A 12,112-nucleotide genomic window follows, 5' to 3' on the forward strand; every position below is an offset into this window, starting at 1 on the left:
AGAAGTGTAAATATGATGCTGGCAATTATTGAGCAACTTCATGAACTGTCATGGGCGGAGGAGTTCAGTCATCGTGCTCTGAATAAGGCTCGCAGATACGCTGTAGAAAACCGGGTGCAAATCTGCGAAATCGAGGACGCTCTCGTTCTCGCCATCTGCAAAGGTTCCCAAGGGAATATTTACGAACAAGCCATTGAACTCATCGAAGACCCTAATGGTGATTTTGAGCTGGTTTGTTCTTGTTCGTGTCCGGTGGTGATCAATTGCAAGCACTGCGCAACCGTGCTTTACAACTTGCAAGAACTGCCGATGGACTCGTTCAAAAGCACTGCCTCGGTTCAACTGAATCGTGAGTTGGAGCGTTGGCTCAATGATATTCCCCACGACGTTCCAGATCGCGAGGGGGCTGCGCAGAGCGCTGGCACTTGCTGGGTATACAAACTCAAAGCAACGTCCACCACAGGCAAGTGGTTGCTGGAAATCTACAAGGCTCGTCAGCTCAAGGATGGCCGCTTGCAGGACATCAAATCGGTGTACTCGCCGTCAGATGCACTGATGCGCGAGCCCGGCTATCTGTCGGAGCTTGACTTGCGAATCGCAAGATTGCTGGTCGCCGTCCACTCCCAACATTCGTTTTACAGCGGCTATCCCCTGCAGGGCAGCAGTGGCGCCGAAGTTCTTCAATTGGCATTAAAAACCTCACGCCTGTATCTCGATTTCGAACAATTGCAGCCGCTGGTAGCTGGAAAGAGCAGGTCTGGGCAGTTTGCCTGGACCGAGCAACTCAGCGGCAGCTTCCGTCCTCAGTGGCGTAGTGAGGAAGCGTCTGAAGAAACGGTTCTGGCGCTGGAACCTTTGTACTACCTGGATCGCGAACGGCTGGAAGTTGGGCCGCTGCTTAGCGAGCTAGACGGAAAGCTGGCCTGCCATCTGTCATTGGTCCCTGACATTCCCGCACCTCAGGCCATGCAGTTCAGCCATCGGATGAGTGCTGTAACTCGAGTCGTGCCTCCACCGCATGCATTGACCGAGCGGATCGTCGATGACGTCGAACCCCAAGCCTTCCTGACGCTTGCAAGCACTAACCGTTACAGGAACTGGAAGCATGAAGTTGAACATCGCGCGGCTTTGGCGTTTACCTATAACGGGCACGTGGCGGCGGACAAAAAATCCTCAGAAGTACTGATACTGTCCGGCACCGAAACCCAGCGCATCCAACGCAAAACCGTGGCTGAAAAAGCCTTGCGCCAAGCTTTGCAAAAACAGGGCTTCAAAAAGGCCACCCGTAAAAGTGATGCGCTACCCGACAGTGCGGGCGAAATGTTCGATTTGCCGGACGACTCGGCTTGGCTGACTTTTGTGCAGTCCGTAGTCCCGGCGCTCAGAGAGGCAAATTGGCAGATCCGTATCGATGAGAGCTTTCATTTCAATGTGCAGCCCGTAGATGAATGGTATGCCGATGTCGAGGAATCTCCGGGGCGCGAGTGGTTCGATCTGCAGTTGGGTGTCGTAGTCAATGGCGAGCGCCACAGTTTGCTGCCCATCCTGCTGCAATTGTTGCGCAGACAGCCGCAGCTGCTGAACCCGACAGAGCTGGCCATGCGTGACGATGACGATCAAGTGCTGATCGATCTCAACAGTGGGCAGTTGGGTGCCAAGCCAGGTATAAAAATTGCGCTGTCCCTGGGACGAATCAAACCATTGATGGCAACGCTCGGTGAGTTGTATTTGGGGGGGAGCAGCAGCGCCTCGTTACGCTTGAGCGCTCCTGATGCGGCGCGACTGAGCGAGCTGGAGGGGTTGCCGCTGGTCTGGCAGGGCGGTGAGCGCTTGCGCAGTTTCGCCAAACGCTTGCGTGAATCGACTCAGGCGAACGTTGCTGTTCCGGAAGGCCTCAATGCCACATTGCGGCCTTATCAGCTTGAAGGTCTGAACTGGATGCAGACTCTTCGTGAGCTTGAGGTTGGCGGTATTCTTGGCGACGACATGGGCCTGGGCAAGACCCTGCAAACACTGGCTCATTTACTCGTCGAGAAGCAGGCAGGGCGACTCGATGTTCCGGCACTTGCGGTGATGCCGACCAGCCTCATTCCCAACTGGCTCGACGAAGCGGCACGCTTCACCCCGCAGCTGAAAGTCCTGGCGCTGCATGGCGCTACTCGGCAAAAGGATTTCATCAACCTTGCCGAATACGATCTGGTGCTGACCACGTATGCGTTATTGCCGCGCGATCTTGAGGTTTTGCAACCACAGGTCTGGAGCGTACTGATTCTCGATGAAGCACAGAACATCAAAAATCCGCTCAGCAAAGCTGCCCAGGCTGCCCGTGATCTGGAGGCCCGGCAGCGTTTGTGCCTGTCCGGCACGCCATTGGAAAATCACCTCGGCGAGCTATGGTCACTGTTTCACTTCCTGTTGCCCGGGTGGCTGGGCGACAGTAAAACCTTCAATCGTGACTACCGCACCCCGATCGAGAAGCACGGCAATAGCGAACGGATGCAGCACCTGACTGCCCGCATAAAGCCCTTTCTGTTGCGCCGCAAGAAAGAACAGGTCGCCACCGAGTTGCCGCCAAAAACCGAAATCGTGCATTGGATCGAACTCAGCGATGGGCAGCGGGATGTTTATGAAACCGTGCGCGTGGCGATGGACAAAAAGGTGCGTGATGAAATTGCCCGCAGCGGCGTTGCGCGTAGCCAGATCATCATCCTCGACGCTTTGCTGAAGTTGCGTCAGGTGTGCTGCGATCTGCGGCTGGTCAAAATGTCCCTGACGGCGAAAGCACTTCGTGCGGGCAGCGGCAAGTTGATCGGTTTGATGGAGATGCTGGAGGAGTTACTCAGTGAAGGACGCAAGATTTTGCTGTTTTCGCAGTTCACTTCGATGCTTGCATTGATTGAGGAGGAATTGCTGCAGCGTGGCGTCGGCTATGCGTTGTTGACTGGCGAAACGACTGATCGGCGCACGCCAGTCAAAGGCTTCCAGAGCGGCAAGGTGCCGTTGTTCCTGATCAGTCTGAAAGCGGGTGGCACGGGGCTTAATCTGACAGCGGCCGACACGGTGATTCACTTCGATCCGTGGTGGAACCCTGCTGTTGAAAACCAGGCCACCGATCGTGCTTACAGGATCGGTCAGGACAAACCGGTGTTCGTCTACAAGATGATTGCCAAGGGCACGGTGGAAGAGAAAATACAGGCACTGCAACAGGAGAAGGCGGCGTTGGCCGGGGCTGTGCTTGAAGGTGGGACGACCGGAGGGTGGAAGCTTGAGCAGAGTGACATTGAAGCGTTGTTTGCGCCGTTGCCTGAACCCAGGTCCTGATAGCTGATTTCTTCAGTCAATACGAGGTGACCCCATCGCGGGCAAGCCACGCTCCCACAGGGTTGAGGTTAACCCTGTGGGAGCGGCGGTGAGGCGATCGACTTGCTCGCGAAAGCGACCTACCAGGCGGCGACTATCTCAGCGCTTTTCCAGCTTGTCCGGCAGTGGCGCAAACAACGCTTCAATATCATCACTCTGCAACTTCCAGTCCCCGGTCTGGCGTCCGTCCAGCACGCCAGCCGCCAGGTCGGATTTTTCCTTCTGCAGATGCTGAATCTTCTCTTCCACCGTGCCCCGGGCAATCATCTTGTAGACGAACACCGGTTTCTCCTGGCCAATGCGATACGCTCGGTCAGTGGCCTGGTTTTCCGTCGCCGGGTTCCACCATGGATCGTAGTGAATCACCGTGTCGGCTTCGGTCAGGTTCAGGCCGACGCCACCCGCCTTCAGGCTGATCAGAAAGATCTGACGCTTGCCGCTCTGGAAGTCTTTGACCGGTGCGCGCCGGTCGCGGGTCTGCCCGGTCAGCAGCGCATAATCGACTCCGCGTTTTTTCAGCTCATCTTCAATCAACGACAGCATCGAAGTGAACTGCGAGAACAGCAGGATCCGTCGACCTTCATCGAACAATTCCTCAAGCATTTCCATCAGGCTGTCGAGCTTGCCCGAGGTGCTGCCGCGTGTGGGCAGGGTGGCATCGTTGACCAGACGCAAATCGCAGCAAACCTGGCGCAGCTTCAGCAGCGCCTCAAGAATGATGATCTGGCTGCGCGCCACGCCCTTGCGGGTGATCTCGTCGCGGACTTTCTTGTCCATCGCCAGGCGCATGGTTTCGTACACGTCACGCTGGGCTTCGTTGAGCTCGACCCAATGGATGATTTCGGTTTTCGGCGGCAACTCGGTCGCCACTTGCTCTTTGGTTCGACGCAGCAGGAACGGTTTTATCCGACCGTTGAGGTGCTGAAGTCGTACTTCGCTGCCGCGCTTTTCGATTGGCACGCGGTAATCGCGGTTGAAGCTTTTCACGTCACCCAGCCAGCCGGGCAGCAGGAAGTGAAACAGCGACCATAGCTCACCCAGGTGGTTTTCCAGTGGTGTGCCGCTCAGGCACAGACGCTGACGGGCATTCAATTCGCGGGCGGCGTGTGCGGCCTTGCTGTTGGGGTTCTTGATGTACTGCGCCTCGTCCAGAACCAGTACGTGCAAAGGTTGCGCGGCGAGACGTTCGACGTCCTTGGGCAGCAGCGCATAGGTGGTCAGGATCAGGTCGTAATCGGCCAGCGTGTCGAAATGCTTTTTGCGACTGGCACCGTACAGCGCCAGCACTTTGAGTTGCGGCGTGAAGTGCGCCGCCTCATCCAGCCAGTTGGGGATCAGGCTGGTGGGCATCACCACCATGCACGGCCGATCAAGGCGTCCGGCGTTCTTCTCGCTGAGAATGTGCGCCAAGGTCTGTAGGGTTTTGCCCAGCCCCATGTCGTCCGCGAGAATCCCGCCGACTTCCAGTTGTCGCAACGACTGCATCCAGCTCAAGCCTTCCAGCTGATAGGGGCGCAAGGTCGCGTTCAGGCCTTCCGGTGCAGTCGAGGTAAAGTCCTTGATGTCCCGCAGCCGCTGGGCAAAGGTGCGAATTTGCTCGCCGCCCTCCCAAAGCAGCGGCAGGTCCTCCAGCGGATTCAGGCGCGTGGCATCGGCCTTGCTCAGGCGCAGCGTCGTTTCGCCGGGTTCTTGCAGGTAGAACTCGCCGAGGGTCGCCAGTACCGGTTTCAATCGGCCGAAGGGCAGGGCGACTTGCAATGGTCCGTGCTCGGAGTTCGGGCGATTGGGGATGTTCACCAGGATCAACTCGTCGTCGCGCCGTCGTGCAAGGCGTTCCGGGTTGAGGATCTCGGTGTGAGAACGCATCAGGTTCAGCAGGATCGGCAGCAGGCTCAGCCGTTCGCCGTTGACGATGATTCCCAGCTCCAGATCGAACCAGTCACGCTCCGGCGCCTGTTCTACGGTGGCGTACCAATCGTCCACGGCGGTCAGGTCGAAGCCGAAGTCTTCGTCGATCTGCAACTCCCAACCCTGGGTGCGCAGCTTCGGCAGTTCATTGAGGGTGAAGGTCAGCCAGGCGCTGTCGTTGACCATCTCGAAAAGTTCGCCGGCGCTTTCCGGCAAGGCTTTGCTTTGCCGGGTGGCGACCTTGAAGCCAAGGATTCGCAGTTGCTCCCTGTAGGTCTGTTCGACTTCCGGGTGGCGTTTTATCCGTAGCGTTTGCGTCTCCTGGCGAATCAGGATGTCGGCGTTCTTCTGTCCGGAAACGTATTCATCCAGATAGCCGAATGACAACGCCGCGCGATGCTGAATGTAACGTTGCATCTTGCCGTTACGCGGTTCGAAGGCGCTGAACTCGATGCTCGCCAGCCACAAGCGCGGCACCGGCTGCACGTTATCCACCAGTACTTGCGGGGGCTTCGGGCTACGGTTTTCCAGTACGGCTTGAAGTTTCTCGAGTAGCTCGGCGTCTTGCGCGGCGGCGGGGTAGGCCAGGGTTTCCTGCACTTTCAGTAGCACCGCTGCGCAGTGTTTGCAGTTGTTGTGAACCGGGCAGGTGCAGGTGGCGTCGATCATCAGCAACGTGGCTTTGGCTGACTCGCGCAGGCGAATGGTCTGACGGTAAACATTGCCGCCAGAGCCCTCGCAGACGGCAATGATGGTGGCGTCACCGGCCTCGATGATCCTGACGCGGTTCTCCAAAGCGTAGCGACGGCCACGCTCCAGGCTCTGTTCCTTGAATCGGCTGACCCAGGAAGGTGCCAGGGGTTTGCTCAGGGTCGCTGACATAAGGACTCAATCAGTCCGGAATTTCTTCGGGGACTGGCCGAGGCGCAGGGGAGGTGAGCGAGGTGATCTTGATCAACAGGCCCAAGTGGCCATTGTCGAGGAAGTTCAACTGGCCGTTCTTGGTGTGGCTTTCCTGTTTCATGCGTTCGCTGGCGGTGACCATGCCGTTGGCGTCGATCTGGTTAACCCAGAAGTCGGCGTCGACGTCGGTGAAACGCCCCAGTTTCATGCTCAGCGTGCCCTCGATCGGGAACTGGCCGAACTGTTCCTTGCCCTCGCTGATCGCAACTTTGCTGGCCTCTTCGCCAAGGTTCTGTTGCCAGGCCTTGTGCAGCAATACCGTGTATTCATTGCTGGCGGTGAGTTTTTCCACTTCGGCATTGAGGCTTGGGGTGCGCAGGCTGTCGGGGCTGATGGGCTGAGCACCAGCCGCCCAGTCTTCCGGCGCGGCGCGGCTGACGATAGCGGGCACGGCGTTTTGGCGGACCAGGATCATTTCAATCTGATACAAGTCATCGGCAAATGCCGTAGGGCTGACCAGCGCTGTTAATAACATGGTCAACGAGGTCAGTGAGCGGAACAGGCGCATGCGGCGTCCTTCAAGCAGTTTTCGGAATGAGGTGCTCAAACAGCGCCTCTACAGTATTAAAGCGCTCTTCCGGGCGCTCCATCGGCACCTGGAATTTAAACATCGTGGCGCCTTCGAATTTGTAGCGTTTTGGCTGGCTCTGGATCAACTTGATCAGCGTCAGCGGGTCGACCGGTGTTTGTGCCGCGAACTCGATTCGGCCACCTTGCGGGCCGCCGTCGACTTTCTTGATGCCCAGTATCTCGGCCTGCAATTTCAGCGCGGTAATGCGCATCAGGTTCTTGGTCGGCTCCGGCAGCAAACCGAAACGATCGATCATCTCCACCTGCAAGTCCTTGAGGCCTTCCTCGTCGGTGGCCGAGGCGATGCGTTTGTAGAGAATCAGTCGGGCGTGTACGTCTGGCAGATAGTCCTCGGGAATTAACGCCGGTACCCGCAGATTGACTTCCGGACCACCGCCGAGCGGCTGGTCGAGGTTCGGTTGTTCGCCCTTGCGGATCGACTTCACCGCGCGCTCGAGCATCTCCATGTACAGGGTGAAACCGACGGCCTGGATCTGCCCGCTCTGCCCGTCGCCGAGCAATTCGCCGGCACCACGGATTTCCAGGTCGTTGGTGGCGAGCACGAAGCCCGCGCCGAGGTCCTGGGTATTGGCGATCGCTTCCAGACGTTTTTCGGCGTCAGGCGTGATTTGCTGGCGCGGCGGCGTCAGCAAATAAGCGTAAGCCTGGTGGTGACTGCGACCGACCCGGCCGCGCAACTGGTGCAGCTGCGCCAGGCCGAACTTGTCGGCGCGCTCGATGATGATGGTGTTGGCGCTCGGCACGTCAATGCCGGTCTCGATGATGGTCGAGGCGATCAGCACGTTGAAGCGCTTGTGGTAGAAGTCGCTCATCACTTGTTCGAGATCGCGTTCGCGCATCTGCCCGTGGCCAATGCCGATCCGTGCTTCCGGCACCAGTTCGGCGAGGTCGGCAGCGCACTTCTCAATGGTCTTCACATCGTTGTGCAGGTAGTAGACCTGACCGCCACGCAACAGCTCACGGAGCAAGGCCTCTTTGACCGTGCTCTTGTTCTGCTCCATGACGAACGTGCGTACCGACAGGCGACGGGCCGGCGGCGTGGCGATGATCGACAGATCGCGCATGCCCGACACGGCCATGTTCAGCGTGCGCGGAATCGGCGTGGCGGTCAGGGTCAGGATATCGACTTCACTGCGTAGCGCCTTGAGCTGTTCCTTCTGACGGACACCAAAACGGTGCTCTTCGTCGATGATCACCAGCCCCAGGTTTTTGATTTTTACGTCGTCCTGAAGCAGCTTGTGTGTGCCGATAACGATGTCGATCTTGCCTTCGGCCAGGTCCGCGACCGCGGCATTCACTTCTTTGGTCGACTTGAAGCGGCTCATCACTTCCACGCTCACCGGCCAATCGGCGAAGCGGTCGCGGAAGCTGTTGTAGTGTTGCTGGGCGAGCAGGGTGGTCGGTACCAGAATCGCCACCTGACGACCGCCGTGTACCGCGATGAACGCGGCGCGCATCGCCACTTCGGTCTTGCCGAAGCCAACGTCGCCGCAGACCAGGCGGTCCATCGGTTTCGGCGCGAGCATGTCGGCGCGCACGGCGTCGATGGTGGTTTGCTGGTCCGGGGTTTCTTCGAATGGGAAACCGGCGCTGAAGGTCGCGTAATCGGCTTTCGGGTCGGCGAACGCATAGCCTTCGCGAGCGGCGCGGCGGGCATAGATGTCGAGCAACTCGGCGGCCACGTCGCGCACCTGTTCGGCAGCTTTGCGTTTGGCTTTCTGCCAGGTCTCGGAGCCTAGACGGTGCAGCGGGGCCAGGGCATCGTCGCTGCCGGTATAGCGGGCGATCAGATGCAGGTTGGCCACCGGCACGTACAGCTTGGCGTTTTCGGCGTATTCGAGGGTCAGGAACTCAGCGGCCTGGCTGTCGATTTCCAGGATCGTCAGCCCGAGATAGCGACCGACGCCGTGATCGATATGCACCACCGGCGCGCCTTCGCGCAGCTCGGTGAGGTTTTTGATCACGGCATCATTGTTGGCGTCGGCGCGTTTCTCGCGGCGACGGCGTTGCATCACGCGCTGACCGAACAATGGGCTTTCGGCGACCAGGGCCAGCGCCGGGTCGTCGAGCACCAGGCCTTCGTCGAGCGGCGCGATGGTGATCGCCAGGCGTTCTTTGCTCGCGACGAAATCCGGCCAGCTGTCGACGGTTTTCGGCCGCAGCTTCAGGCGTTCGAGCAATTCCAGCAGCACTTCACGACGGCCCGCGGATTCGGCGGTAAACAGCACGCGACCGGGAAATTCGTCGAGGAAACCCGCCAGCGCCGCCAACGGTTGGGTGGCCTTGGCTTCGATGGCCAGGTTCGGCAGCTCTCGAGCGGGGAAGCGCTCGCGGCCGACGCCGGTTTCCACGTCCTGTTGACTGGCAACCACGCGCGGCCAGTTTTTCAGGCGCGCGAAGCAATCTTCCACCGGCAGGAACAACTCGGCGGGCGGCAATAAAGGACGGGCCGGATCGACGCGACGCTCTTCATAGCGATTGCGCACGTCGTTCCAGAAGTTTTCCGCCGCCTGCTCGATACCCGGCAAGGAAAACACTTGCGTGTCCTGGGGCAGGTAATCGAACAGCGTGGAAGTGTCGTCGAAGAACAGCGGCAGGTAGTACTCGATACCGGCCGGTGTAATCCCGCTGCTCAAGTCCTGGAAGATCGGGCAGCGACGGAAGTCGACATCGAAACGCTCGCGGAAGCGCGCCTTGAAGCGGGTGACCGCATCCTTTTGCAGCGGAAATTCTCTCGCTGGCAGGAGGCGAACCGTTTCAACCTTGTCGATGGAGCGCTGGTTTTCCGGGTCGAAGGTACGAAGGGTCTCGATTTCGTCGTCGAACAGGTCAATTCGGAAAGGCAGTTTGCTGCCCATCGGGAACAGATCGATCAGCGAGCCGCGGACGGTAAATTCACCGTGCTCGTAGACGGTATCGACATAGCGATAGCCGCTGGCCTCAAGCCGGGTGCGCATTTGCTCGACATCGAGCTTCTGGCCGATGTCGAGCACCAGGCTGCTGCCGAGCAGGAATTTGGTCGGCGCCAAGCGATGCAGGGCCGTGGTGATCGGTACGACCAGAACGCCATGACTCAGCTCCGGCAACCGATACAACGCGGAGATTCGCTGGGAAATAATGTCCTGGTGCGGCGAAAACAGATCGTAGGGCAGGGTTTCCCAGTCCGGGAAATGCAGCACCGGCAAATCCGGGGCGAAGAAACTCAGCTCCTGTTCCAGCCGTTCGGCACTTTGGCTGTCGGCGGTCAGCAGCAGGGTGAAGCGCTTGGCAGCGCTGGCGGCCTCGGCAATGGCCAGGCTCAGGGCGGCACCGGGCAGGTTGCCCCAGTGCTGTTTACCTGCCGCGGCAGGGAGAAGCGGTAGACGCAGAACGGGCACGGAAGGTTGAGCTCCAAGCGTTGCGACAAAGTCGGTAATTGTAGCGGTCCCGGGTGCCGCCTGTCAGTTGCAGATGTGTCTATTACGCAGGTTGGGCGAAATGTAGTGGTAAAGACAAAATCGGCCCGTTTTTTAGTAAAAAAGACCGAATATGTAGTGGCAAAACGATTGGGTGTTACGGAGGGTTACAGACAAGACAGCGATGTCTCCGAAAAAATGACTGCGTTGCAGGCCCCGGTTTTATTGGGCTTGAGCCGTGCGTCATTTTTTTGAAGTTGATTTTGTTACTGGTCGCGCGACAAGCGCGCATTGCTACGGGAGGCACTCGGCGGCATAATGTAGCCCCTTTTTTCTGCCCCTACATGTGGAAGGTTCCCGTGACTCAGAAGCCCGACCAGTGTCTTGGTGAATGGATCGACCGTGAAGCACTCGCAGAAGCGATGATTCCGCTTATCGGTCAGCTCTACCGCAATAACAACGTGGTGAGCTCGATCTATGGCCGCAGTCTGATCAACCAGTCTGTCATCGCGATTCTCAAAGCTCACCGCTTTGCTCGCCATCGCCAGTCCGATGACAGCGAATTGTCCGTCCACGAAACATTCCCGCTGCTCAAGGCAATGAGCGAGCTCAAGCTCGGCGCTGCCTCGGTAGACCTGGGCAAGCTTGCAGTCAAATTCAAGGCTGAAGGCAATGGCCGTACTGCCGAGCAGTTCGTCCGTGAAGAACTGGCTGACGTCGTTGGTCAGCAAAATGTTTCCGCGCGCAAAGGCACCGACGTTGTTCTGTACGGCTTCGGTCGTATCGGCCGTCTGCTGGCGCGCATCCTGATCGAGAAAACCGGTGGTGGCGACGGCCTGCGTCTGCGCGCCATCGTTGTCCGCAAGGGCGCCGAAAACGATCTGATCAAACGCGCCAGCCTGCTGCGCCGCGATTCGGTACACGGTTCGTTCAATGGCACCATCACCATTGATGAAGCCAACAACACCATCACCGCCAACGGCAACCTGATCCAGGTTATCTACGCGAAAAACCCGACTGAAGTGGACTACACCCAGTACGGCATCAAAGACGCGCTGCTGGTGGACAACACCGGTGTATGGCGTGACGCCGACGGTCTGGGCCAGCACCTGGCATGCCCGGGTATCGATCGCGTTGTTCTGACCGCGCCTGGCAAAGGCAAGCTGAAGAACATCGTTCACGGCATCAACCACGGTGAAATCACCGCTGATGACAAGATCGTTTCCGCGGCTTCCTGCACCACCAACGCCATCGTGCCGGTGCTCAAGGCTGTCAACGACAAGTTCGGCATCATCAATGGTCACGTTGAAACGGTTCACTCGTACACCAACGACCAGAACCTGATCGACAACTTCCACAAAGGCGATCGTCGTGGCCGTAGCGCCGCGTTGAACATGGTAATCACCGAGACCGGTGCTGCCACCGCTGCTGCCAAGGCACTGCCTGAGCTGGCCGGCAAGCTGACCGGTAACGCGATCCGCGTTCCGACGCCTAACGTGTCGATGGCCATTCTCAACCTGAACCTTGAGAAAGCCGCCACTCGTGAAGAAATGAACGAGTACCTGCGCTACATGGCGCTGCACTCCGACCTGCATAAGCAAATCGACTACGTCAATTCGCAGGAAGTGGTTTCCACCGACTTCGTTGGCTCGCGCCACGCAGGCGTGGTGGACGCTGAAGCAACCATCAGCCAAGACAACCGCGTTGTTCTGTACGTTTGGTACGACAACGAATTCGGTTACAGCTGCCAGGTGGTTCGCGTGATGGAAGACATGGCCGGTGTAAACCCGCCAGCATTCCCGCGCTAAGCGTTAGCTGCACATGAAAACGCCCCGACTTTGGTCGGGGCGTTTTTGTTTGTGCGGTGATCGTTCCCACGCTCCGCGTGGGAACGC

5 protein-coding genes are annotated in these 12,112 nt (G+C 58.6%); 2 read left to right on the top strand and 3 right to left on the bottom strand.

All coding sequences use genetic code 11. From position 1 onward, the window contains the following. Positions 1-15 precede the first annotated feature (15 nt). Positions 16-3,321: a DEAD/DEAH box helicase gene (locus AC3WP4_RS20875; RefSeq protein ID WP_102616091.1), complete on the top strand. Its 3,306-nt coding sequence runs from the start codon at positions 16-18 to the stop codon at positions 3,319-3,321. Between the two features lie 138 nt (positions 3,322-3,459). On the opposite strand, the gene AC3WP4_RS20880 is transcribed toward AC3WP4_RS20875, so the two are convergent. The 3 genes from AC3WP4_RS20880 to mfd are packed head-to-tail and all read right to left on the bottom strand — an operon-like array spanning position 3,460 to position 10,199. Continuing rightward, positions 3,460-6,150, bottom strand: coding sequence for a DEAD/DEAH box helicase (locus AC3WP4_RS20880; RefSeq protein ID WP_102616076.1), 2,691 nt, complete (start codon positions 6,148-6,150; stop codon positions 3,460-3,462). Positions 6,151-6,160: 10 nt separating this feature from the next. Then, complete coding sequence (locus AC3WP4_RS20885; RefSeq protein ID WP_102616075.1) at positions 6,161-6,739, bottom strand: CsiV family protein; 579 nt, start codon at positions 6,737-6,739, stop codon at positions 6,161-6,163. A 10-nt stretch (positions 6,740-6,749) separates the two neighbouring features. Then, the gene (gene mfd, locus AC3WP4_RS20890; protein WP_102616074.1) at positions 6,750-10,199 is read right to left on the bottom strand and encodes a transcription-repair coupling factor; all 3,450 of its coding nucleotides are present in this window, start codon (positions 10,197-10,199) and stop codon (positions 6,750-6,752) included. Positions 10,200-10,561: 362 nt separating this feature from the next. Between mfd and AC3WP4_RS20895 the strand changes: the two genes are divergently transcribed. Next, entirely contained in the window at positions 10,562-12,025 is a 1,464-nt protein-coding gene (locus tag AC3WP4_RS20895; RefSeq protein ID WP_074875136.1) for a glyceraldehyde-3-phosphate dehydrogenase, read from the top strand. Positions 12,026-12,112 lie beyond the last annotated feature (87 nt).

This window comes from Pseudomonas sp. FW305-20 (assembly GCF_058788075.1).